Here is a 22,406-nt window from a genome sequence, read left to right as displayed (position 1 = left end):
ATATCACGTCTAGCACGGCGGCTGGCAGTGTCCCGACAGTATTGGTTGCGGCGCATGTTGATTCATGTCTGGCTTCGCGCCTATCCACAGCTCGATCTGTCGGAAGCCGCATTTACTTCATCGCGAGACTACGCCTCGTTCGAAGCCTTTTTCACGCGCGAGCTGGCACCTGGTACACGGCCAATGCCGCATGATCCAGCTACACTGGCCGCGCCTGTCGACGGCACGCTCGGCGCCTGCGGCCACATAGACAGCCAAACACTCGTTCAAGCCAAGGGCCAGCACTACGATCTCGACGATCTGTTAGCCGGCGCGGTCGATGCACAACCTTTTATCGGCGGTTCATACGCCACGTTCTATCTGGCGCCGGCCGACTACCACCGCGTTCATATGCCGACCGATGCGCGTCTGATGGCCGCGGGCTACGTGCCAGGCCGATTGTTCGGCGTCGGGCCGCGATTCGTACGCACCGTGCCACGGCTATTTACACGCAATGAGCGCGTAGTGCTTTCATTCGCCACCGATACTGGTGCTATAGCCGTTATTTTCATCGGCGCATTCGTCGTCGGCGGCATTCATACACGCTGGCATGGACGTATCTGCCCACCGCATCGTTGGCATTCGCGAGCGCTAACCGCCTCGTCGCCAATCGAAACCGCACCGGACACGCGCATTGCTCGTGGCGACTACCTCGGTCACTTCTCCATCGGTTCGAGTGTGATTGTTTTGACCGAGGGCGAATGCACCGCACTCGCCGACGATCTGTGCCCAGGCCAGCCATGTCGCGTCGGGCAGCCTATCGGCCGCCTGCAATGACAACCGGACGGCTTAGCGCCGACGCCAATCGAAGGGCATCACCGACGCCACGTCATCGTGCGCCAGTTGTAGCGCCAATAACCGGTCAACGCCGAGAGCGACGCCGGCACACTCCGGCAAACCGGCGCGCATGGCAGATAGCAGATGCTCGTCGACGGGGGTATCACCATCGCCACATTCGGCGTTGGCGCGCATTCGCTCATCTGCCAATGCGGCATTGGTCAACTCCACCGCTCCGTTAGCCAGTTCGACGCCGCGAAAATAGACTTCGAACCGAAGCGCAGTCACGCCGTCCGCCGCGGGCATGGTCAACACACCGTCGGCGGCCGGGAAATGCGTCAAACACACGGGTTGTCGGTCCCCGAGGCGAGGCTGCACGACCAGCGACATCAAGCAGTCAATCCACAATGAGCGTGTGTCGCCAGCATCCGTGTCGGACGGCGCAACGCCGAACTGGCGCGCAGCGTCGGCTAGCGACGCCGTTGATGCTTCAAACGGATCCAAACCGATCGTCGCTTGAAAAACATCCACGAAATACTGCGGCTCGGCCATCGATAGCCCGAGCGTGTGGTGCAACAGAGTGCCAGTTTCGTCGATGATCGATTGCAGTCCCCAACCGCACCGGTACCACTCCAGCATGCAGAATTCGGGGTTGTGCCAGCGCCCAACTTCGCCCGCACGAAATACGTGGCCCAGGTGATACACATCACCGCTACCGGCAGCCAACGCACGCTTCAACGAGGCCTCAGGGGAACCAACGAATGGATCCCCATCGCGCGTGCTCAGGTTATCGAGCTCACGCTCCACGATCGCGCCGCGCGCGGCGATCGGCGCGTCAATCTCCGTGCAGCCACGTTCGTCTAAAAAGGCGCGAAGTGTGCGTAACAGCGCGGCACGGCGGTGCAGCGTAGGCCAATCAGCCGACGGCCGCCAGTCATCGGACGTTACCACTGACGCGCGCCGTTTGTTCTCACACCTAGCTGTTGGCGCGTGTGACGTATTCGCCTTTACGCGTGTCGATCCGCAGGACCTCGCCTTCTTCAATGAACAACGGCACGCGAACCACGGCGCCCGTCTCCAAGGTGGCGGGCTTGCTACCTCCGTTCGACGTGTCGCCACGCACACCGGGATCAGTTTCGGTGACGGTCAGGTCGACAAAATCCGGCGCGTCGATTTGAAGCGGCACGCCTTCCCAGAGCGTTACTTCGCAGCGATCCTCGCCTTTTAACCACTTCGCACCGTCGCCCAGCACGGCCTCGTTTGCCTGAACCTGCTCAAAAGATTTCGGATCCATGAAATGATAGAACTCGCCATCGAAGAACAGAAACTGCATCGACGTTTCGTGCACGTCGGCCAACTCAGCGTTCTCGCCAGATTTGAATGTGCGCTCAACGACTCGGTTGGTGCGCAGATTGCGCAATTTAACGCGGGAAAACCCCTGGCCTTTGCCCGGTTTGACGAATTCGTTCTCGACGATCGTAAACGGATCGCCGTCGAGAATGATCTTTAGACCACCTTTAAATTGACTCGTATCAACCTGCGCCATAAATCCCTGTCCAGTGCATGCTGGCAATATCAAAATACCGGGCGTGTCGCACGCCCGTTCGACAAGATTGTATCGTATCCTCGCGCTATGTCCGACGCCGGCACCCCGGATCGGGCTAAGACGCGTTTGGCCTAAGCAACATGCCGATCCACGTCTGTATATGCCATGAGTAGTTTAGCGGCGGCTCACATCGATAGTGCGACGCCAGATCCGATTCGCGATATCGACACTCTGTTTAACGCACTCTCGCTCCCGGACGACGGCCGACGCGAAGCCGCGCGCCGCGCCGCGGGCCTGTTCGGCCTACGCGTGCCGCGGCATTACCTCGCCTGCATGCAGCCGGGCGACATCGACGATCCTCTGCTGCGGCAAGTGCTGCCGATTGAAGCCGAGACGGTAGATTCAGCGGGCTGGGTGGACGCCGTCGGCGACCGGGCAAGCAGCCTTGGTCACGGCGTGCTTCATAAATACCACGGTCGTGCACTGCTCGTAACTACCGGCGCCTGTGCGGTGCACTGTCGTTACTGTTTCCGTCGACATTTCGACTACGCCGCTGACCATGCGGGCGGTTCCAACGAGGACCAGGCCCTGGCCCTGATTGCCGCCGACACCAGCATTTGCGAAGTCATCCTGTCCGGCGGCGATCCGCTGTCGCTGACCAATCAGAAGCTGAGCCGCCTGCTCGAAAAAATTGAATCAATCGCGCACGTCGAGACACTCCGACTGCACAGTCGAACACCGATCGTCGACCCTAAGCGACTCGACGACGAACTGATTGGCCGCTTGGCAGACAGCCGATTGCACGCCGTGCTCGTTGTCCACGCCAATCACCCGCACGAACTGTCCACGTTCGTAACCGAACGACTGGGGAAAGCCGCGAGTTCGGATATAACCCTTTTAAACCAGTCCGTTCTGCTGAGCGCGGTCAACAATGACGTCGAAACTCTCAAGCAGTTATCGAAAAAACTCTTTCAAGCTCGTGTTTTGCCTTATTATTTGCACTTGTCGGATCCGGTTGCGGGCGCAACGCATTTTGACGTTGATGTGACAACCGCGACCCGACTCGTTGCATCGCTATCGGCACATCTGCCCGGCTACCTGGTTCCCAAACTCACGCAAGAAATCGCGGGCGAAAAAGCGAAGACAACGTACGCTAATTCTGCGTACTAATCTAAGAATAACGCAGCGCGTGCTGCCCAGCACCGGGAACGCTCGTCTGATGTGTCCGAGCGTATTGTTCTGCCAGAAAATGCTTTTTAGGCGCCGGATTCGTCGGGTTGCTGCTCACCAGCTGGCGATGCGAACGGCGCCGGCTCGACTGATGCATCAGCACTACCCGCGCCGACGAGTTGATCGACACGGTGTTCGGCTTCTTTCAGCGTTGTTTGACATTGACGCGTCAAAACCACACCACGTTCGAACTTCGTCAGCGCCTGCTCCAGGCTGACCTCACCTGACTCCAGCGTAGCCACGATGGATTCCAGCTCCACAATCGCAGCTTCGAATTCGGCCAATCCGGTCGAATCCGGCGTTTGGCTCGATTCGGCGTCGTCGTCCCTGTAACCTGTCTTGTCGTCGGCATCCGTCATCACACTTGATTATACGGCATAATGTCGCCTGTCTTGTCCGGGGCCGGCATCTGGCTTACCGTGACGCGGCGATCGCCGGCTTGGCTCGACCCGAGACTGCCCCAATGAGTGCCTACGAAACTGCCGATCTTGAAGTCCTATCCGGCCTCGACCCGGTTCGGCGCCGGCCGGCAATGTTCACCGATACCCAGAATCCGAACCACCTCGCGCGCGAGGTGGTCGATAACGCCGTGGATGAGGCCCTGGCCGGCCACGCCAATCAGCTAACTGTCGAGCGCCTGGCCAACGACCGTATCGCCATCAGCGACAATGGCCGCGGCATGCCGGTCGCCGTCCATCCAGAGCACGGCATAAACGGTGTCGAGCTCATCCTCACAAGGTTGCATGCCGGCGGCAAATTCTCGGCCGGAAACTATCGCTACGCCGGCGGTTTGCACGGCGTGGGCGTATCAGTGGTCAATGCGCTGTCAGCGTCTTTGACTGTCGATGTCTGGCGCGACGGCGCGCACTGGCGCATGGCGTTCGCGCATGGCGTCAAACAGACCGAATTGGCAAGCGTTGAATCAGCATCCCCCCGTCGTACCGGCACCCGCATCGAGTTTGCCCCCGCCGACTACTTCGACGATCCGGCATTCGTGGTCGCGCCGTTTAAGACGCTGCTGCGCGCCAAGGCTGTGTTGTGCCCTGATTTGACAGTACATTTCGTCGATCACGTGGCCGACGAAGAAATAACTTGGCATTACTCGGGCGGTGTCGGCGCCTATCTCCGAGAATGTCTGGCCGACGTCGACACGGTCCTGGGCGAAGTCGTGGTCGACCACTTCGAGAATGACTCGGTCGAACTCGCTTTCGCGATTGAATGGCAGGACGCCGAGTCCGGCACCTCGCGTGAGGCGATCGGTGAAAGCTATGTCAACCTGATCCCAACGCCAGCTGGCGGTACTCACGTGAACGGCCTGCGCACCGGATTGACCGACGCTGTACGCGAATTCTGCGATTTTCAGGGGTTGTTGCCGCGCGGCGTCACGCTGGCCGCGGACGACGTCTGGGCGGGTGCGAGCTACGTGCTGTCGCTAAAAATGAACGACCCGCAGTTCGCCGGCCAAACCAAGGAACGCCTGGCCTCACGCTCGGTCAGCCAGACCGTGGCAAACGCTGTGAAAGACGCGTTTTCGCTTTGGCTGAATCGCCACGTGACAGCCGGCCGAGCGCTGGTCGAACAATGCATCGCCCGGGCGCGAGCACGTGCCCGAAAAGCGAAAAAAGTAGACCGCAAAAAAGCACATAACGGGCCGGCATTGCCAGGCAAACTGACCGACTGCGTCAGTAACGAGCCAGCACGCTCGGAGCTTTTCATCGTTGAAGGCGATTCAGCGGGCGGTTCAGCCAAGCAGGCGCGCGATCGCGATACGCAGGCCGTGATGCCGCTACGCGGCAAGATTCTAAACGCTTGGGAACTCGATGCCGCGGATACACTGAAATCGCGCGAGGTCCATGACATCGCGGTCGCTATCGGCCTCGACCCCGGCAATCCGCGCCTGAATGATCTGCGTTACCACAAGATTTGCGTGCTCGCCGACGCCGACTCCGACGGCATGCATATCGCCACCCTGCTATGCGCGTTATTTGTGCGCCACTTCCAGCCACTCGTCGAGGCCGGACATGTCTTCGTGGCCATGCCGCCACTGTTCCGGATCGATGCCGGCCGTGAAGTTCATTACGCGCTCGACGACGACGAACGCGCGGCGATCGTGGACCGCCTCGAGCGCGAAAAACCGAACCGTAAAATCAGCGTGACGCGCTTCAAGGGGCTGGGCGAAATGAGCGCTTTGCAATTGCGGGAGACAACCATGGCGTCGGATACACGCCGCTTGGTACAACTAACACTGGCAGGCGACAGCGACGACACCTCCACAGCAACCGACGTGCTCGATAAACTACTGGCCAAAAAGCGTGCCCGCGACCGACGCGCCTGGCTGGAAGCCAATGGCGCACGGGCCGAGCTAACCACCTGAATATCGCGCAACCCGAAACCGGGACAAAACCTCCATGCTGGATACCGACAGCGAGCGCCAGTCGCTCGGTGAGTTCGCCGAAAACGCCTACCTGAACTACGCCATGTACGTGGTCCTCGACCGCGCGCTGCCGCACATCGGCGACGGTTTGAAACCCGTACAACGGCGGATTATTTACGCCATGTCGGAGCTGGGCCTGTCGGCCACGTCCAAGCCCAAAAAAGCGGCACGCACGGTCGGCGATGTCATCGGCAAATTCCATCCGCATGGCGACTCCGCTTGTTACGAGGCCATGGTCATCATGGCGCAGTCGTTCACCTATCGTTATCCACTGGTCGACGGCCACGGCAACTGGGGCACGACAGACGACCCCAAATCATTCGCCGCCATGCGCTACACCGAGTCGCGACTGACCGGTTACGCGGCAACCCTGTTAAGCGAACTGCGTCAGGGCACGGTCGATTGGCAGCCCAATTTCGACGGCACATTCGATGAGCCAGTCACGCTCCCGGCCCGCCTGCCCAATGTGTTGCTAAACGGCGGCACTGGCATCGCCGTAGGCATGGCCACCGATATTCCGCCACACAATCTGGGCGAAGTCGCAGCGGCTGCGATTCATCTACTGGATCATCCCGACGCCGGCAGTGATGCACTCGCCGAGCACCTCCCAGGGCCGGATTTTCCCACTGGCGCCGAAATCATTACCCCGCGCGACGAGCTAAAGGCGATCTATGCTGCCGGCATCGGGCAAGTACGCGTGCGCGCTACTTACCAGCAATCCGAGCGCGAGATCGTCATCAACAGCCTGCCCTATCAGGCGTCGGCCGCGCGCATTCAGGAAGAAATCGCTGGCCAGATGCAGGCCAAAAAACTGCCGATGGTCACCGATCTACGCGATGAATCGAACCATGAAACGCCGGTGCGACTGGTGTTGGCACTGCGCGGTAAAAATGTCGACCACGACACGTTGATGACACATTTATTCGCGACCACGGGCCTGGAAAAGACCGTGCGCGTGAATTTGAATGTTGTCGGTACCGATGGCGCACCACAGGTCAAATCGTTAGTCGGCCTGCTCAACGAGTGGCTCGGCTATCGGCGCCACACCGTTGAACGACGCCTGCGGCATCGATTGGGGGCGGTCACCGACCGGCTTCATATCCTCGCCGGCCTGCACACGGCGTATCTGAATATCGACGAAGTCATAGCGATCATCCGAGGTTGGGATGAGCCAGGCCCTGAACTCATGCGGCAGTTCGACTTGTCGGAAACCCAGGCCGAAGCAATTCTCAACCTCCGTCTGCGGCACCTGATCAAGCTCGAAGAATTCAAGATCCAGACCGAACGCGACGAACTTGCTGCTGAGCGCGATCGAATCGAAGCCACATTGGCCGATCCGGCACGCTTGACGCGCCAGATCCGTGATGAGCTCGCCGCCGATGCTGAGCAGTATGGCGATAACCGTCGTACCGCGCTTGTCGAACGCGCTGCGGCTACAGCCATGAGCAAAGCCGAGCGCACCCCCGCGGAAAATATTACCGCCGTCCTGTCGCGCCACGGCTGGATCCGTGCCGCCAAAAATCATGACATCGACCCCACAACGTTGAACTACCGCAGTGGCGACGGTTATCTGACCAGCGTCCGTGGGCGATCGGACCAACGTTTGCTCGTTCTCGGCGACAACGGCCGCACGTTTAGTCTCGACCCGCAACAGCTACCGGATGCTCGGCGTCAGGGTGAGCCATTAACTTCACTTCTAGCGGCGCCTACAGGCACCGGATTTGTTGGCGTGGCACTCGGGCCGGATACGACTCGATGTGTTCTTGCCGCCGATTCGGGGTACGGCCTGACCACTACCCTCAGCGCCCTAGCCTCGCGCCAGAAAGGCGGCAAAACGGCGTTGCAACCGGCTAGAGGTGCGCGCGCACTCGCACCAACCACCTTGACGACCGCGGCTGACGAGTCACAAATCGAGGTCTGTCTGCTGGCGGACAATGGCCGACTATTGATTGTGTCACTCGATGTGTTGCCCGATCAGGCTCGTGGCCGCGGCAACAAACTAATCACACTGGCCGGCGGCGACGATCACACCAGCAGTGAACGCTTGATCGAGGTCCGAATCGTCACAACTCGCGACACATTGATCGTGACCAGTGGCAAACGTCACACGCGCATCAAACCCGGCCAACGCGACTCCTACCGCGGCAAACGGGCTAGTCGCGGCACCCTGTTACCACGTGGCTTCCGCCGCAAGCCGTCGCTCACCATCGAGTCAACGAGCTAATTCGCCGGGCTCGATTGTCGTTGGTCTGTAAGTTATGCGAATCGAGGCGATATAAAGACCACTAGCAGCCGGCTGTGGCAATTGATGGTACTAGCAAAGTGCAATCTAGCCCTATCGATTCCGACCGCGCCAGCGTGTGGTGTGTAGCGATCAAATAACGATAAACCGGTGCTCGATTGTGATCGAGCTTGGGCCAACCATTTGTGGCCCAAACCGTGTTTTATGCGCGCGTCCGGCTGCGGGCTTCATCATCCGGCCACCCGGGGTCAACGCGTACAAACAGCCGGAGATCGACACGCGTTTCCAGCCAATCGGCTAGTGCCAAGCGTGCGGAACGACCGACTTGTTCGAGCATGGAACCACGGCGGCCGATAACGATCGATTTTTGGTTATCGCGGGCTACCCAGATCAAGGCCTGAATATAGGTTTTAGTCGGGTCGCTCGAGTCGAATTCCTCGACTTCGACCGCTATCTGGTAAGGCAGCTCCTGCTGCAAGAAAATGATCAATTTCTCGCGCACGATTTCGGCGACCAGAAAACGCATGGGCCGGTCGGTTAAGGCGTCGTCATCGAATAGGAATTCGCTCTGCGGCATGCGGCTGTTTAGCTCGCTGGTCAATGCCTCGAGATTATCGCTTCGATGTGCGGAGACCGGCACCACAAATGCGAAATCGTCGCGTTGGCTTTGTTGTTCGATGGCCGGTAACAAACGGTTTTTATCCTGTTCCAGATCGGCCTTGTTGATGACCAATCCAACCGGCACGCCGCTCGCTTTCGCGTTCCTGAGTGCCGCTGCGTCATCGTCTGTCCAACGTCCACGGTCGACCACTAGAACCGCCAGATCGACACCCGTGACACTAGTGGCGGCGTTTTCATTCATGACCCGATTCAATGCCGTTTTAGTGCCCAGGTGAACACCCGGCGCATCGATCAGACCGATCTGTGTGTTGCCATTACCCATCACACCGACAATACGATGGCGCGTGGTCTGCGGCTTGGGCGTGACGATACTGAGCTTTTCGTCGATCAAGGCATTGAGCAGCGTGGATTTACCGACGTTGGGACGCCCTACCAGCGCCACGAGTCCGCTATACCGGGTTAAGTCGTTATCGCTCATTCGCTTGATGCCCGTCGCACTCGTTCTAAAACTGTCATCGCGGCGACCTGCTCGGCCTTGCGGCGACTACTACCTTGGCCTTCGGCGCCCACGTCGCTGTCGACCAGTCGGCAGTATGCGACAAATGTTCGACAGTGTTCGGCGCCCTCGGTGCGCACGAGTTCGTAGTGTGGCCGTTGACGACCGCGAGCCTGTAACCACTCCTGCAGGCGAGTTTTGGCATCCTTAGTATCGTCGGCTGAGGGCAACTGCTCAAGACGGTCGGTATAGAGCCGGCTAATCAAATCGCGCGTAGCATCGAAGCCACTGTCGATGTAAACCGCGCCGATGACGGCTTCAACCGTATCCGCGCGTACCGAATCGCGGCGCCGGCTACCGTCACCCGTCTCACTCGGCCCCAGCGTCAGCAGTTCGGCCACGCCGATCTCATCGGCGATTTCGGCTAACGTCGGTTCGTTGACCAGCGTGGCGCGTAGTCGGCTCAGATCACCTTCGGGTGCATCCGGCAGGCGCTCGAACAACTCGGCGGCAATGACAAAATTCAGAACGCCGTCGCCGAGAAATTCCAGCCGTTCGTTGTTATCGGGTCCAGCGCTGCGATGCGTAAGCGCACGTTTTAAATGGCGCCGATCCGCGAATTCGTAGTTGAGTCGTGTCTCGAGAGCACTCACCCCACGCCTCTGATTGATTGATTCAGCGGCATTCATGTGATGCTTGTTGCCTTTGTCTCTTTTTTAATTGGCATCTGCCAGCGCACAATCAACTCAACCAGTCGCCGATGCGTGACCAGCGGACATTAAAATTCTGCCAGTTGATACTAAACCAGATCATAGTGGCGCGCCCAACGAGGTTGTGCGCCGGCACAAACCCCCAGTCGCGCGAATCGTCGCTGTTGTCGCGATTATCGCCCATGACGAAATATTTGCCCTCGGGAACCGTAACCGTTTTTTGGTTCAGGCCGCCGCGAGTAACAATATGAAGTATCGGGTGCGGGTTCGTGGACCCGGGCAGTTTTTCCGAAAACAGTGTCATAGGCCGGCGCACGCTGGCATTGGGACCGCGGTAGGTGCCTTTTTTAGTACGCGCGACTTTTTTGCCGTTGACGTAGAGTTGGTCGTTTTTATACGTGACGGTATCGCCGGGCAATCCGACCACGCGCTTGATGTAGTTCGCGGCGGGGTTTTCTGGATATCGAAACAGCATGACGTCGCCACGCTGCGGCTCACCGGTCGATAGTATCTTGGTATGCGTTACCGGTAGCCGAAGCCCATAGGCGAATTTCTCGGCCAGCACGAAGTCCCCGACTAGCAGGGTTGGAACCATCGATTTGGACGGAATCCGGAACGGCTCGAACACGAACGTTCGCACCACCAGCACCAACAGCAACACGGGGAAAAACGAACGCGCCATCTCGACCGCCCAGTTACGGGTGTCTTTCTCACTGCGACGGCGTGCGAGAACAAATCGGTCCAACAGCCAAACCAGGCCCGTTAGGACACAGACGAGGGTCAGCCATGTTTCGAACGTGTTATGGATAGCAGACACTAGGTCGAGTCTCCGTCAGTCATCGTCGTCGGCGGTAGACAAGACCGCGAGAAAGGCTTCTTGCGGGATATCGACCTGGCCAAGTTGTTTCATCCGTCGTTTACCTTTCTTTTGTTTATCCAAAAGCTTGCGTTTACGTGACACATCGCCGCCGTAGCATTTGGCGGTCACGTTCTTACGCATGGCCTTGACCGTCGAGCGGGCTATGATGCGACTGCCCACAGTCGCCTGAATGGCGACATCGAACATCTGTCGCGGCACGATGTTTTTCAGTTTCTCGACCAACGCCTTGCCACGTTCGTATGCGTGGTCGCTATGCACGATATGGGCCAATGCGTCGACATTATCGCCGTTGATGCGCACATCAAGACGCACAAGATTGGCCTCCTGAAATCGGGCGTGATCGTACTCAAACGAGGCAAAACCGCGCGAGACCGATTGCAGTCGGTCAAAGAAATCCAACACCACTTCGGCCAACGGTAGCTCGAATACCATCGACACCGAGTTGCCGACGTAGCTCATGTCTTTTTGAACACCGCGTTTTTCCATGCAGAGTTGCATTACTGGCCCGGTGTAGTCGTCCGGCGTCAGAATACTGGCGCGGATAATGGGTTCGCGGATGGCGTTGATATACCCCGGCGTTGGCAATGACGTCGGATTACTGATCGTCGTGGTCGTGCCAGCCGTATCCTCTACCTCGAAGACCACGGTCGGCGCCGTCGTGATCAGGTTGAGGCCGTATTCACGCTCGAGCCGTTCCTGCATGATCTCCATATGGAGCATGCCGAGAAAGCCGATACGAAAACCGAACCCGAGCGCGGCCGAAGTCTCTGGCTCATAGGACAGCGACGAATCGTTCAGGCGCAACTTGGCTAAGGCGTCGCGGAAATCTTCGTATTCGTTGGAGTCGACGGTGTACACCCCGGCGAACACGCGTGGTTGCACCTCGCGAAATCCGGGCACGCGTGCTTCGCAAGCGCGATGTGCGTGGGTCAGCGTATCGCCAACCGGCGCACCGTCGATATCTTTGATACCCGCGATAACGTAGCCGACTTCGCCGATATTAAGAGCATCATCCGGGGTGCGCCGCGGGGTATAACGACCGACCTCGGAAACAGCGTGGTCACGCCCGGTCGCCATCACCTGTATGCGCTCCCCCACTGCCAGCTGGCCATTAACAATTTTGACCAACGAGACGACGCCGAGATAGTTGTCGAACCAGGAATCGATGATCAAAGCCTGGAGCGCTGCATCGGCATCGCCGACCGGTGGTGGCACCTGTTCAACCAGGGCTTCGAGCACGTCGGTAACACCCTCGCCCGATTTGGCCGACACCAGCAATCGATCATCAGCATCGAGGCCGATGATCTTTTCGATCTGATCCGCAACACCTTCGGGATCCGAGGCCGGCAGGTCGGTTTTGTTCAAAACCGGCAAAACCTCCAGATCCTGGGCGATCGCGGTATAAGTGTTGCCCACACTCTGGGCCTCGACCCCCTGGGAAGCGTCCACGACCAGCAGCGCACCTTCGCAGGCGGCCAGCGAACGTGAGACTTCGTAGGAGAAATCGACGTGACCGGGCGTGTCGATAAAATTAAGCTGGTACGTATGCCCATCGCGGGCCAGATAGTCGAGCGTAACGGCTTGCGCCTTGATGGTGATGCCGCGCTCGCGTTCCAGGTCCATCGTGTCCAGCACCTGGTCGGCCATCTGGCGCTCGGTCAGTCCACGGCAGGCCTGGATAAACCGGTCCGACAATGTCGATTTGCCGTGATCAATATGGGCGATAACCGAAAAGTTCCGGATGCGTGACTGCATGCGCACGTTCAGATGAGGAGGAAGCGGCTAGACCGCGTAAAAGCGCTTAGTATACGCGCCCTAAAGGCGTGATTTCAGAGTGACCGCGAAACAATCGTGGTTATCGAGTTAATGCTCGCCTTTCAAGGTCAAGTGTTTGGCAATCAGCTTCACTGTTGCTGCGGGAACTTTGCCCACAACCGTGATCTGCTTATTATCCAACTGCCGACCGAATGCGTGGACTGGGCCGCGTGCTGATCCACCTTTCAGCGGCGTACGCAAACCGGCAGGTGCGATAAAGGCCGACACGCTCGCCAAGCCGTCAGTATAAAGTATCTGGCGTACCTGGGCGTTTTTCGAAACCTGCCGCACACCGAGTCTTATGCGTTCGAAACCCGGCGGCAATTTTTCAGCGTTCCAGCGAACGGATGGCTTATCGTGTTCGTCATCTGCAACCTTTTTAATTGACTCGTGTTTGACCACACGATAGCCCTTGACGCTGTGCTGCGATTCGAAATACTTGTCGGGCAACGACTTATCAAACTTGATCTCGGTGAATAAAAGCCGTTCTAAAACCGAATGCTTGCTCACTAATTTGAGCTTCAAAGGCAGATGCGTTTTTTCATCGATCGACAACCAATAGCCGTAGCGAAATCGGTCCTTCGGTTTGATTTGGATGAGTCGACATTGACGTCCGGCGACACGATCACTGCCTTTATCTTCAAGGCTGTAAGAAGTCTGAATACGTGTGACGGCCGATTGGGTCAGCTTGTTCAACAAGCTATTTTGCCGTTTTCGCGAGATCAGAACCAACTCTTTGTTCGGCAGAATCGAGACGGTTTTAGATCCTGTGCGGATGATCTCACGTGCCGTGCCGCTCGTGCTGACCAGACGTTGTTGTTCCTCACCGTTTTTCTGTCGATGGAACACACGCATCGTATTCATTTGCCCTGCCTGGGCGCTAAGCAGGACACCACGATAGCTGGCTGTCTGGATCGCCTGGGTTGCGGACGAGAGTAGCTCGCTAGGTGTCGGTGTCTGTTCGTCGGCCGACGCGGATGCCTGCGATGATGCCGCCGCAGAGACGTCGACCGCAGCCAAGACGCCGACCAGGCACAGGCCGGTCGCTTTTAAACTCACTGATGTGTCTGCGTTCGATAGGCTGTTGCTTGGACCAACGACGCAGCAGACGCCGACAGGCCAAAGTTTCGGGAAACCCCGTTATGCTCAACGAGGTAGCCGTTCAACTCGCGACGTAGATCCGGATCCGAAACCGACCAGTGCCCGCTTTCGCGCCGAGTCCGCCCCGACCGACTGCGGTCGGACGACGGGCTTGCACTTGTATTAGCCACGGTTTGCGTTGCGCCGCCCCCTGATGTCTTCTCGGCAACGGGCGATGTCGAGTGACCCGTATCGTTAGAGGGCACGAGATGCTGGCCACCGAGTGGTGCGTAGGCATAAACGACAAAACCAACCACCGACGCCGCTGCCGCGGCACCCAGGCTGGTACGCCAGCCACCGCGGCCGGACCCCCTATCGCCGCGTCGCACACGTCGCTTGCTCTCGAAGTCGATCGTGCGCTCCGTTTCCGGAGGTGCCGATGTCGATCCTTGGTCGGCTTCGATCGCTGTCATCACCCGATCGGCGAAGCCGATATCAAGGTGTGACACTGGTGTCTCGTTCGGATGCTGGAGTGTTGTCTGCAACCAATATTGGCGCGTCCAGCAATCCCGAACCGCCCGGTCTGCGATCGCGGCGTCGATAGCCATCGCCACTTCATCATGCGATGCTTCGTTGTCGATGGCAGCGGAAAAACGTTCGTCCATAGCGTTACTTCTCGCTCAGGGCTGCGATACGCTCTTCGACCGCACTCCGCGCTCGAAAGATTCGGGAACGTACCGTGCCAACTGGGCAGTCCATGGTTTCGGCAATCTCGTCATAACTCATACCGTCGAGCTCCCGTAGCATGATCGCCATGCGCAAGTCTTCGGGTAATTCCCGGATCGTGGCAAGCACTGTGTCACGGGTTTCATCGCTTTCAGCGAGTGCTTCCGGAGAAGCGCGATCCGAGAAACGATCGGTCCGGCCGATAACTTCGGCGTCGTCGACATCAATGTCTTGATTCGAGGGCCGGCGTGAGCGCGCCGTAATATGGTTCTTAGCGGCGTTGATCGAAATACGGTATAACCAGGTATAAAACGCGCTATCGCCCTTGAATCCAGACAACGAACGATAAGCCTTGATAAAGGCATCCTGGGCGACATCCTGTGCCTCCGATGGATTCACGTATCGCGACACGAGATTCACAACTCTATGCTGGTATTTACGAACAAGCAGATCAAACGCCGCGCGTTCGCCGCGTTGTACGCGCTCCACGAGCTGGGCATCGCTTACATCGTCGGCCATAAGACACTAACAATGGGGCCGACGCGGGACAGATTCCATACATGACGCTTTGTACTTTGACGGCAACTGCCTAAATAGACCACGCCAAAACTCATAAGTTCACGCTCGTTGGGACTACCATCGTTTGCAACAACAAAGCGCAGTAACGCTTTATCGGGCTGGCCTTGGCATGCCCGTCCAATTACGCGCAAATTCTGGTCCCCGTTCGAAATCGAAATGCATTGGCATTCGCTGAGTGTGGCAAGGCTAGCACGAGCGACGCATAATTAATCAGTGCAATGCTCCAAACTATCGAGCCATTATCGGACTGTGACATCGCCATAGACACGCAGCCACATCCGTAAACGACGGAATGTTGCCGTATCGAGCGCATCCGCGGTTATCAGCAGACGTTGCACGCGAGGCTCGGGGCCGCGGAACGCCATAACCAAAGTGGCCGCCGACGCACCGTAGACTGCAGCATGCGCCAGTGTTCCGGTCGCGCGATGACCGTCACGCATCCAGACATGACAAACCATCCCCGGATCCAGCTGGAAACGTTCAACCGCTCCAGCACGGCACGCATGCCAGGCCGACCAGACGATCATCGGAACCAGTATCACGAAGCTCGGGCGGAAGATGGCCATGTAACACGCAATCGCCAGTGCCGTGAGATGAACTACCAGTATGATCGCGGTCAGCACGGCCGACCGCGCAATGACTACATCAAGCGGCTCGGTCACGACTGTGCACGAACGAGCTTCACGTGCCGGCGGGTTTTTTATGTGCCCGGATACGTGCGAGCAACTGCGCCTCGGTATCGCTGGCGGCCGCCATACGCCCCATGATCATCATATAGAGGTCGGGATCGACATTGTCGAGCAAGTGACACAGCGCCTGATGCTCGGCCACGGTCAGGCCATCGTAATCGGTGACCATAAAGCGCTCGAGCAGCACGTCGAGTTCCTTCATGCCACGCCGGCAGTGCCAGCGAACGCGCGATTTTTCCTCGGCGGGTTCGCTTCGCATGGCCTGCATTCAGATCGCCCTGTTAACCGTGCCTGCTATAGCCGCCGACAATCACTATCCCCGGCGCTCAACCATTAATTTTTTGGTCTCAGCGATGGCCTTGGCCGGGTTTAAACCTTTGGGACAAGTGTCCGTGCAGTTCATGATGGTATGGCAACGGTATAACTTGAATGGGTCTTCGAGCTCGTCCAGGCGTTGGCCAGTGGCCTCGTCACGCGAGTCGACGATCCAGCGATAAGCCTGCAGCAGAACCGCCGGCCCCAGATACTTATCGGGGTTCCACCAGTAGCTCGGGCAGGCGGTGGAACAGCACGCACATAGAATGCACTCGTACAGACCGTCGAGTTGTTCGCGCTCCTCTGGACTTTGCAGCCGTTCGCGCGAAGGCGCTGCGCTGTCGGTCTTGAGCCATGGCTCGACCGATTCGAGCTGGGCATAGAAATGTGTCAGATCCGGAATCAGGTCTTTGACCACCGGCATGTGCGGCAGCGGATAGATCGCGACATCGCCGTCGATGTCGGTAATCCGCGTCGTACAGGCCAGCGTGTTCTTGCCGTCAATATTGAACGCGCAGGAGCCACAGACGCCCTCCCGGCACGAACGCCGGAATGCCAGCGTGGCGTCGTATTCGTTCTTGATTTTGATGACGGCATCCAGAACCATCGGGCCGCACCGGTCCAGATCGATGGTAAACCGATCGACGCGCGGGTTCTCCCCCGATTCCGGCTCGAAGCGATAGATCCGGAACGTCTTGGTGTTAGTCGCATCCGCAGGCGCTGCGAAAACGCGGCCTTTGCTGATCCGGGAATTTTGGGGCAGGCGGAATTTACTCATGGCTCGACTCCATCGAATGCCGGGCGGCGCGGCACACTAGTAGACACGTTCCTTGGGCGGGATATAGGCCATCTCGTCGGTCATCGGGTTCATATGAACTGGCCGATAGTCGATTTCGACGTCCGTGCCCCCCTGGTACCAGGTCAAGGTGTGCTTGATCCAGTTTTCATCGTCGCGCTCGGTGTACTCTTCATGCGCGTGTGCGCCGCGGCTCTCAGTTCGGTTGCTCGCCGCGTTGACCGTGCAAATCGCGCACTCCAGCAGATTCTGCAACTCCATGGTTTCCACCAGATCACTATTCCAAGTCATGGAGCGATCGCTAACGTGGACGTCGCTGAAAGACTGGACTTCTTCAGCGATTTTATTGACGCCCTTGGCCAGGTTCTCGGTGTTGCGGAATACGGCAGCGTAGGTCTGCATCGAATTCTGCAGGCTGGCGCGCAGTTCAGCGGTGGGCGTCGATCCATTGGCATAACGTAGCGCATCGAATCGCTCGAGCGCTTGTTGTTCGGAGGCACTAATGTCGGCGTGGTGGCGTGCCCCCGGCGTTATCAACTCCGTGCAACGCTTAGCCGCCGCACGGCCGAACACCACCAGGTCGAGCAACGCATTGGAGCCCAACCGGTTCGCGCCATGCACTGATACACAAGCGGTTTCACCCACGGCCATTAAGCCAGGCACGAGGCTGTCCGGGTCGTCACCGTCCTTGGTTACGACTTCACCGAAAGGATTGGTCGGAATACCACCCATGCAGTAATGCACGGTTGGCAGCACCGGAATGGGATCCTTGGTTGCATCGACACCAGAAAAGATTTCAGCAGTCTCGGTAATACCCGGCAGACGCTCGTGCAACACTTCGGGGCCTAGATGCTCGAGATGCAGCATGATGTGGTCGGCGTTTTCGCCGACCCCACGACCTTCGTTGATCTCGACCGTCATGGCACGGCTAACGACATCTCGGGAGGCTAGATCCTTGGCGTTCGGCGCGTAACGTTCCATGAAACGCTCACCGTTGCCATTGGTCAGATAACCACCCTCGCCGCGTGCGCCTTCGGTGATGAGGCAACCCGCACCGTAAACACCTGTTGGATGGAACTGCACGAACTCGGGATCCTGCAACGGCACGCCGGCTCGAAGGGCCATGCCCATGCCGTCGCCGGTGCAAGTATGCGCCGAAGTGCAGGAAAAATAGGCTCGACCATAGCCGCCAGTTGCCAGAATCACTTGATGGCCACGGAATCGATGAAGCCGGCCACCCTGCAAATCCCAAGCGAGAACGCCTTTGATCTCGCCATCTTCGGTAGTCAGCAGATCGGTCGCGAAAAACTCGACAAAGAATTCAGCACGGGCCTTGAGCGACTGTTGATAGAGCGTATGCAATAACGCATGGCCGGTTCGGTCGGCCGCGGCGCAGGTCCGCTCGGCCTGACCCTGGCCATAGTGGGTGGTCATGCCGCCGAACGGCCGCTGGTAAATCTTGCCGTTATCCAGTCGCGAGAACGGCACACCATCGTGTTCCAGCTCCACGATCGATGGGATCGCTTCCTTGGTTAGATGTTCGATCGCGTCTTGGTCGCCCAGCCAGTCGCTGCCTTTGACCGTGTCGTAGGCGTGCCAACGCCAATCGTCTTCGCCCATGTTGCCGAGTGCCGAGGCAATACCCCCCTGGGCCGCCACCGTATGGCTCCGCGTTGGGAAAACCTTGGTCACACAGGCTGTACTCAAACCTGCATCGGCCAGACCGCGCACGGCGCGCAGGCCGGCGCCACCGGCACCCACGACGACGACGTCGTGTTGATGATCGATAATTTCGTATTGGTCGTTCATGGCAAAAAGTCAGCCCGTGAGAAGAATAAACACCGACACGATCGACGCCACGCCCAGTAGCGTGTTGGCGAATTGCAGGCCGATAATGAGGGCGAATTTTACGAATTCGGTGTGGACGTAGTCCTCGACGATAACCTGCAAGCCAAGTTGAGCGTGGTAAAAGATCGCGGCTAGATAGATCATCATCAACGTGGCGGAAAGCGGCGACGTCAACCAGTTCATTACGCTGGCGTAGTCGGCGCCCAGATGGGCAGCAAGACTGGCCACGAACCAGAGCGTCAACGGCACCAGGGCAACAGCCGTGACTCGCTGCATCCACCAGTGTGTAACACCCGTTTTGGCACTACCGAGCCCGCGTGCGCCGGCCAGCGGCGATTGTGTCGTATTGGTCATATCGGATCCGTGTCTGTTGGGCCGACGCTTAAAGCGCCAGCGCAAAAACCCAGGTGATGATGGTTAATCCGGCAGCCACGGCGATCGCGACATAGCCGGTGATACGAGCGTCGCTCAGCCGTAACCCGATGCCAGTATCCCAAACCAAATGCCGCACGCCATTGCACAGGTGATAGAACAGCGCGAACGACCAGCCAACCATCAACAGCTGGCCGTACCAAGCTGCCGCAATGCCATTGATGTCGGCAAAAGCGGCCGGCCCCATGGCTGCAGATACGAGCCAGACCGCCAGAAAGACGGTGCCGACGGACAACACGATGCCCGATGCCCGGTGGGCGATCGACGTAAACATCGATATCGGCCAGCGATAGATCTGAAGATGCGGAGAAAGCGGTGCGTTCGCGGGTCGGGCCATGGTGTTATTCGCTGTTGTTACACGGTGTCAAAAGAGGCTGGACGCCACTGCCAATGACTTTATCCTCAGTTGCAGTCGACATTAAAAATCGATACAGCGCCCGTTTTTTTCCCAATCGCCGTAGCGGACCGGATCCAAACCGCGCCGACCACCGTATTCAGCAGGACGCTCGGCCGACCATTGGTTGGACGCGTCACCTTCGCTGTTCGCCGCCGACTCGTTATCCTCGGCGGCGGACTCGGATGTGGCTGGCGATTCGGAACTTGGCTTATCCATGTGCGCAGTCTAGACCTGCCCCGCCGGTGTGACAATCTATACGCCGACGTCTGCTTGGCGACCTCGTTAAGATATGCTGCATTATACAACGGAATGTAGAAATGACCGACCACGCGATCGATAACCCAGAGCTTGGCGCATTGCGCATCACGGGCGCAGACGCCGTCGATTTCCTCGACGCCCAGCTAACCGTCAATGTCTCGACCATGAGCACCGAGACATTTGGCTTTGCAGGCTGGTGCGACGCACAGGGCAACACAATCGCCCTATTCTACGTCGCACCTTTCGACGGCGGCTTCCACCTATTTTCTAGCACCGATCTGCTCGACGGGCTGATTCAGCGCCTGCGAATGTTCGTACTGCGTGCCCGAGTTGAGATCACGGATTTACGTGCCAGCCATCGGGTGACCGCACACATGCACAGCGACGCACCTCCGGCCGGTACGCAGCGCGCTGCATCGAACTGGGTGGTGCTTGGGTTGGCGACAACGGATCACTCACCATTGGCATTGGTGTTGTCGCCGCATGAATCCGAGCATGAGCTAACCGAGGCCTTTTCGACGGCCACCGACTGGTTTCAGTTGGCACGTGTCGATGCCGGCGTGCCCATAATTACCACCGCAACCCGCGCCATGTTCGTATCGCAGATGCTCAACCTGCACTGGCTCGGCGCACTGGATTTCGACAAAGGCTGTTTCCCGGGACAAGAAGTTATCGCTCGGCTACAAAACCGTGGCCGACTGACTCAACGTATTTTTCGTCTGAGCTGGCGCGGCACACGCCCGAACGCTGGTGATGAGGTGACCAACGCTGACGGCAAGGTGCGCGGCACCGTGGTGCGCGTGGCCGGCCTACCCGGCGCCGAGTCCACCGAAGGTCGCCTGTTGGCGGTTCTCAAGACCGGCGCGGTTGACGCGCCGAGCCTGGCCATCGGCGACACCGAACTCACCCCGTTGGCACTCCCTTATGCGACGCCGGCCGACGTGCGCCCCGCCTGAATCGTTCCGCAACCAGCTACTTCTCGGGGCGTAACTGCGGAAATAGCAATACGTCCCGGATCGAGCCTTGGCCGGTCAACAGCATCAAAAGCCGGTCGATGCCGATCCCCGCGCCAGCGGTCGGCGGTAGGCCGTATTCCAATGCCTCGACATAATCGGCATCGTAATACATAGCCTCATCGTCCCCGCCGGCTTTGGATGCAGCTTGGGCACGGAAGCGCTCAGCCTGGTCTTCGGCGTCGTTCAATTCCGAAAAGCCATTGGCAATCTCGCGACCGGCGACGAATAGCTCAAAACGTTCAGCGATTTCCGGATCGTCGTCACGCCGGCGCGCCAGCGGCGACACGCTGGCCGGGTAATCGGTGATAAACGTGGGCGCTTCCAATTTCGACTCGACAGCGGACTCGAACACCGCCGTGAGCCATTGGCCGCGGTCCCAATGCGTTTCGCCGTCGATACCCAGCGAACCGGCCAAGCGGGCGAGCGACGCCTGATCGGTCAAGTCGGTTGCCGCCGCACCCGGCGCGTATCGAGCCACGGCCTCAGTCATCGTCAACCGTTCGAAGTCACGGCCCAAATCGACCGCCTCGTCGGTGCGTGCTGAGGCATGCGTATCGCGAATCAGTTGCGACAAGTCGCCGAGTAGACTTTCGATCAAATCCATCAGGTCGGCATAGTCGGCATAGGCCTGATAGAACTCCAGCATCGTGAACTCGGGGTTATGCCGAGTCGACAAACCTTCATTGCGAAAATTGCGGTTGACTTCGAACACACGCTCGAGACCGCCGACAACAAGGCGCTTGAGATAAAGCTCCGGTGCCACGCGCAAGTAGAAATCATGCTCAAGCGCGTTGTAATGCGTCACAAATGGCCGGGCCGCGGCTCCGCCGGGAATGGCCTGGAGCATCGGGGTTTCGACTTCGAGGAAATCGCGTTCGACGAAAAAACTACGTAGTCGATGGATCAACGCACTCCGTGCGGCAAACACCGAGCGAACATCCGGATTCATGATGAGGTCGACGTAGCGTTGCCGGTAGCGAGCTTCGCGGTCGGTTAAACCGTGCCATTTCTCGGGCAATGGCCGCAGTGATTTGGTCAGCAGCTCGACCCGGTCCGCGCGGACCGATAACTCACCTTTGTTCGTGCGGGTCAACGTACCTTCAACGCCAAGAATGTCGCCGATATCAAGCGATTTGAACGCCTGGTACGCGTCATCGCCTAGTGCATCGCGCATGACCATCAATTGGATCTTGCCACTTCGATCCTGAAGCGTGGCGAAACTGAGACGCCCCATGACACGACGCGCCAAGACGCGGCCGGCCACGGCCACATGCTCGCCGCGCGCGTCCAGCGCCTCGCCGTCGCAATCCGCATTCTCGCGTTGCAGCGTATCCGCTAGCGCACTTGGTCGGAAATCATTACCGAAAACCCGGCCCGACGCCCGCAACGATGCAAGCTTTTCCTTGCGCTGGGCCACCAACGTATCGTCGCCGCCGGTCTGCTCGGCGTTATCGCTCATTAATCGACCTCATTCCAACCA

At 58.6% G+C, this 22,406-nt stretch carries 23 protein-coding genes; 5 read left to right on the top strand and 18 right to left on the bottom strand.

The features are described 5' to 3' along the window. The first annotated feature begins 27 nt into the window (after window positions 1-27). Window positions 28-816, top strand: a complete 789-nt coding sequence (gene psd / locus HKX41_02610) for a phosphatidylserine decarboxylase (protein ID NNC23049.1) — start codon at window positions 28-30, stop codon at window positions 814-816. 12 nt (window positions 817-828) lie between these two features. On the opposite strand, the gene HKX41_02605 is transcribed toward psd, so the two are convergent. Next, window positions 829-1,767 (bottom strand): EF-P lysine aminoacylase GenX, encoded by a 939-nt coding sequence (locus HKX41_02605; GenBank protein ID NNC23048.1) that lies wholly within the window; start codon window positions 1,765-1,767, stop codon window positions 829-831. Between the two features lie 25 nt (window positions 1,768-1,792). Continuing rightward, the gene (gene efp, locus HKX41_02600; GenBank protein NNC23047.1) at window positions 1,793-2,362 is read right to left on the bottom strand and encodes an elongation factor P; all 570 of its coding nucleotides are present in this window, start codon (window positions 2,360-2,362) and stop codon (window positions 1,793-1,795) included. 165 nt (window positions 2,363-2,527) lie between these two features. On the opposite strand from efp, the gene epmB reads away from it, so the two are divergent. Beyond that, the gene (epmB, locus tag HKX41_02595; GenBank protein NNC23046.1) at window positions 2,528-3,532 is read left to right on the top strand and encodes an EF-P beta-lysylation protein EpmB; all 1,005 of its coding nucleotides are present in this window, start codon (window positions 2,528-2,530) and stop codon (window positions 3,530-3,532) included. An 86-nt stretch (window positions 3,533-3,618) separates the two neighbouring features. Here the strand turns inward: epmB and HKX41_02590 are convergent, their stop codons facing one another. Then, entirely contained in the window at window positions 3,619-3,951 is a 333-nt protein-coding gene (locus tag HKX41_02590; GenBank protein ID NNC23045.1) for an exodeoxyribonuclease VII small subunit, read from the bottom strand. Between the two features lie 104 nt (window positions 3,952-4,055). Between HKX41_02590 and parE the strand changes: the two genes are divergently transcribed. Further along, window positions 4,056-5,966, top strand: coding sequence for a DNA topoisomerase IV subunit B (parE, locus tag HKX41_02585; protein ID NNC23044.1), 1,911 nt, complete (start codon window positions 4,056-4,058; stop codon window positions 5,964-5,966). A 34-nt stretch (window positions 5,967-6,000) separates the two neighbouring features. Beyond that, window positions 6,001-8,250 (top strand): DNA topoisomerase IV subunit A, encoded by a 2,250-nt coding sequence (gene parC, locus HKX41_02580; protein NNC23043.1) that lies wholly within the window; start codon window positions 6,001-6,003, stop codon window positions 8,248-8,250. A gap of 220 nt (window positions 8,251-8,470) precedes the next feature. Here parC and era read toward each other — a convergent pair whose 3' ends face one another. The 14 genes from era to HKX41_02510 all read right to left on the bottom strand — a co-directional run bounded on the left by era (window position 8,471) and on the right by HKX41_02510 (window position 19,868). Continuing rightward, on the bottom strand, window positions 8,471-9,367 hold the full coding sequence (gene era, locus HKX41_02575) for a GTPase Era (protein ID NNC23042.1): 897 nt from the start codon (window positions 9,365-9,367) through the stop codon (window positions 8,471-8,473). Then, window positions 9,364-10,074: a ribonuclease III gene (gene rnc / locus HKX41_02570; protein ID NNC23041.1), complete on the bottom strand. Its 711-nt coding sequence runs from the start codon at window positions 10,072-10,074 to the stop codon at window positions 9,364-9,366. Before rnc ends, era begins: the two co-directional genes overlap by 4 nt. Window positions 10,075-10,126: 52 nt before the next feature. After that, window positions 10,127-10,777, bottom strand: coding sequence for a signal peptidase I (gene lepB, locus HKX41_02565; GenBank protein NNC23040.1), 651 nt, complete (start codon window positions 10,775-10,777; stop codon window positions 10,127-10,129). Window positions 10,778-10,927: 150 nt separating this feature from the next. After that, on the bottom strand, window positions 10,928-12,730 hold the full coding sequence (gene lepA, locus HKX41_02560; protein ID NNC23039.1) for an elongation factor 4: 1,803 nt from the start codon (window positions 12,728-12,730) through the stop codon (window positions 10,928-10,930). A gap of 108 nt (window positions 12,731-12,838) precedes the next feature. After that, window positions 12,839-13,849, bottom strand: coding sequence for a hypothetical protein (locus HKX41_02555; protein ID NNC23038.1), 1,011 nt, complete (start codon window positions 13,847-13,849; stop codon window positions 12,839-12,841). Beyond that, window positions 13,846-14,535: a hypothetical protein gene (locus HKX41_02550; GenBank protein ID NNC23037.1), complete on the bottom strand. Its 690-nt coding sequence runs from the start codon at window positions 14,533-14,535 to the stop codon at window positions 13,846-13,848. Before HKX41_02550 ends, HKX41_02555 begins: the two co-directional genes overlap by 4 nt. Before the next feature lie 4 nt (window positions 14,536-14,539). Beyond that, window positions 14,540-15,115 carry an RNA polymerase sigma factor RpoE gene (gene rpoE, locus HKX41_02545; protein NNC23036.1) on the bottom strand — a complete coding sequence of 192 codons (576 nt, stop codon included), beginning with the start codon at window positions 15,113-15,115 and terminating at the stop codon, window positions 14,540-14,542. 299 nt (window positions 15,116-15,414) lie between these two features. Beyond that, complete coding sequence (locus HKX41_02540; protein ID NNC23035.1) at window positions 15,415-15,837, bottom strand: hypothetical protein; 423 nt, start codon at window positions 15,835-15,837, stop codon at window positions 15,415-15,417. A gap of 19 nt (window positions 15,838-15,856) precedes the next feature. Continuing rightward, window positions 15,857-16,123, bottom strand: coding sequence for a succinate dehydrogenase assembly factor 2 (locus HKX41_02535; GenBank protein NNC23034.1), 267 nt, complete (start codon window positions 16,121-16,123; stop codon window positions 15,857-15,859). 54 nt (window positions 16,124-16,177) lie between these two features. After that, on the bottom strand, window positions 16,178-16,957 hold the full coding sequence (locus HKX41_02530; GenBank protein NNC23033.1) for a succinate dehydrogenase iron-sulfur subunit: 780 nt from the start codon (window positions 16,955-16,957) through the stop codon (window positions 16,178-16,180). Between the two features lie 36 nt (window positions 16,958-16,993). Next, window positions 16,994-18,784, bottom strand: coding sequence for a succinate dehydrogenase flavoprotein subunit (locus HKX41_02525; GenBank protein ID NNC23032.1), 1,791 nt, complete (start codon window positions 18,782-18,784; stop codon window positions 16,994-16,996). Between the two features lie 9 nt (window positions 18,785-18,793). After that, on the bottom strand, window positions 18,794-19,177 hold the full coding sequence (gene sdhD, locus HKX41_02520; protein ID NNC23031.1) for a succinate dehydrogenase, hydrophobic membrane anchor protein: 384 nt from the start codon (window positions 19,175-19,177) through the stop codon (window positions 18,794-18,796). A 28-nt stretch (window positions 19,178-19,205) separates the two neighbouring features. Further along, entirely contained in the window at window positions 19,206-19,592 is a 387-nt protein-coding gene (gene sdhC, locus HKX41_02515) for a succinate dehydrogenase, cytochrome b556 subunit (protein NNC23030.1), read from the bottom strand. Between the two features lie 81 nt (window positions 19,593-19,673). After that, window positions 19,674-19,868 (bottom strand): DUF1674 domain-containing protein, encoded by a 195-nt coding sequence (locus HKX41_02510; protein ID NNC23029.1) that lies wholly within the window; start codon window positions 19,866-19,868, stop codon window positions 19,674-19,676. 101 nt (window positions 19,869-19,969) lie between these two features. On the opposite strand from HKX41_02510, the gene HKX41_02505 reads away from it, so the two are divergent. Next, on the top strand, window positions 19,970-20,866 hold the full coding sequence (locus tag HKX41_02505) for a folate-binding protein YgfZ (GenBank protein ID NNC23028.1): 897 nt from the start codon (window positions 19,970-19,972) through the stop codon (window positions 20,864-20,866). 16 nt (window positions 20,867-20,882) lie between these two features. On the opposite strand, the gene lysS is transcribed toward HKX41_02505, so the two are convergent. Beyond that, window positions 20,883-22,385: a lysine--tRNA ligase gene (gene lysS, locus HKX41_02500; GenBank protein NNC23027.1), complete on the bottom strand. Its 1,503-nt coding sequence runs from the start codon at window positions 22,383-22,385 to the stop codon at window positions 20,883-20,885. Window positions 22,386-22,406 lie beyond the last annotated feature (21 nt).

Origin of the sequence: Salifodinibacter halophilus, from assembly GCA_012999515.1 — a bacterium.
GTDB lineage: Bacteria > Pseudomonadota > Gammaproteobacteria > Nevskiales > Salinisphaeraceae > Salifodinibacter > Salifodinibacter halophilus.
This window is presented reverse-complemented; position numbering and strand designations above follow the sequence as displayed.

Coding starts and splice junctions, on each gene's coding strand:
- lepB (NNC23040.1), bottom strand. CDS start 10,777: ATGGCGCGTTCGTTTTTCCCCGTGTTGCTGTTGGTGCTGGTGGTGCGA.
- rnc (NNC23041.1), bottom strand. CDS start 10,074: ATGAATGCCGCTGAATCAATCAATCAGAGGCGTGGGGTGAGTGCTCTC.
- HKX41_02525 (NNC23032.1), bottom strand. CDS start 18,784: ATGAACGACCAATACGAAATTATCGATCATCAACACGACGTCGTCGTC.
- HKX41_02510 (NNC23029.1), bottom strand. CDS start 19,868: ATGGATAAGCCAAGTTCCGAATCGCCAGCCACATCCGAGTCCGCCGCC.
- HKX41_02530 (NNC23033.1), bottom strand. CDS start 16,957: ATGAGTAAATTCCGCCTGCCCCAAAATTCCCGGATCAGCAAAGGCCGC.
- lysS (NNC23027.1), bottom strand. CDS start 22,385: ATGAGCGATAACGCCGAGCAGACCGGCGGCGACGATACGTTGGTGGCC.
- HKX41_02550 (NNC23037.1), bottom strand. CDS start 14,535: ATGGACGAACGTTTTTCCGCTGCCATCGACAACGAAGCATCGCATGAT.
- rpoE (NNC23036.1), bottom strand. CDS start 15,115: ATGGCCGACGATGTAAGCGATGCCCAGCTCGTGGAGCGCGTACAACGC.
- HKX41_02535 (NNC23034.1), bottom strand. CDS start 16,123: ATGCGAAGCGAACCCGCCGAGGAAAAATCGCGCGTTCGCTGGCACTGC.
- epmB (NNC23046.1), top strand. CDS start 2,528: ATGAGTAGTTTAGCGGCGGCTCACATCGATAGTGCGACGCCAGATCCG.
- sdhD (NNC23031.1), bottom strand. CDS start 19,177: ATGACCAATACGACACAATCGCCGCTGGCCGGCGCACGCGGGCTCGGT.
- era (NNC23042.1), bottom strand. CDS start 9,367: ATGAGCGATAACGACTTAACCCGGTATAGCGGACTCGTGGCGCTGGTA.
- parE (NNC23044.1), top strand. CDS start 4,056: ATGAGTGCCTACGAAACTGCCGATCTTGAAGTCCTATCCGGCCTCGAC.
- efp (NNC23047.1), bottom strand. CDS start 2,362: ATGGCGCAGGTTGATACGAGTCAATTTAAAGGTGGTCTAAAGATCATT.
- HKX41_02590 (NNC23045.1), bottom strand. CDS start 3,951: ATGACGGATGCCGACGACAAGACAGGTTACAGGGACGACGACGCCGAA.
- sdhC (NNC23030.1), bottom strand. CDS start 19,592: ATGGCCCGACCCGCGAACGCACCGCTTTCTCCGCATCTTCAGATCTAT.
- lepA (NNC23039.1), bottom strand. CDS start 12,730: ATGCAGTCACGCATCCGGAACTTTTCGGTTATCGCCCATATTGATCAC.
- parC (NNC23043.1), top strand. CDS start 6,001: ATGCTGGATACCGACAGCGAGCGCCAGTCGCTCGGTGAGTTCGCCGAA.
- HKX41_02505 (NNC23028.1), top strand. CDS start 19,970: ATGACCGACCACGCGATCGATAACCCAGAGCTTGGCGCATTGCGCATC.